At 41.4% G+C, this 519-nt stretch carries 1 protein-coding gene; it reads left to right on the forward strand.

The window, feature by feature from the left end; genetic code table 11:
* Window positions 1-187 (forward strand): hypothetical protein (locus tag A3738_RS31100; RefSeq protein ID WP_197473838.1); only part of this gene is annotated, 187 nt, incomplete at its 5' end.
* Window positions 188-519: the final 332 nt, after the last annotated feature.

Genomic DNA, 519 nt, shown 5'->3' on the forward strand with positions numbered 1-519 from the left:
TATGACTTTCGTACCAGCAATGATCGACAACGGTGAAGCGGCACTATCTCTTACAGGTGTTACGCTACAGGCAGCTCACCAGTTGACGCTTGGTGGTACTTTGACAGTTGATAATGCAACGACTGCAGCGGCAGCGGCAGCTACTGCGACCTCAATCGATTACGATGTTTCTGTTGTATACAACTAAGCACTAGTTGTAGAGAAACATATAAAAGGCGCCTTGGGGCGCCTTTTTTTGTTGTACTGCACGATCAAAATCTTATCTGAAAAATTCTTTCTTCAAAGGCTGATCGGCAAAGCTTTGTTGTCCGACTTGTATTGCCTAGCCTTATCTTATTTTTTCCAGTGTTACTTCGTCATTAGGGCTAAAAGTTGAAGTCTAGGCACCTGAAAGTTTTATCGCATCGCCTGTGTAAGGTATTGATATAGATATCGAAATTGATCAATGAATGATCGGTATTTACGTGTGTCTTTAAGTTTGAAACACGTATCAAACATCACGTAACACTTTGCTACAAA

It is taken from the genome of Oleiphilus sp. HI0066 (assembly GCF_001635725.1).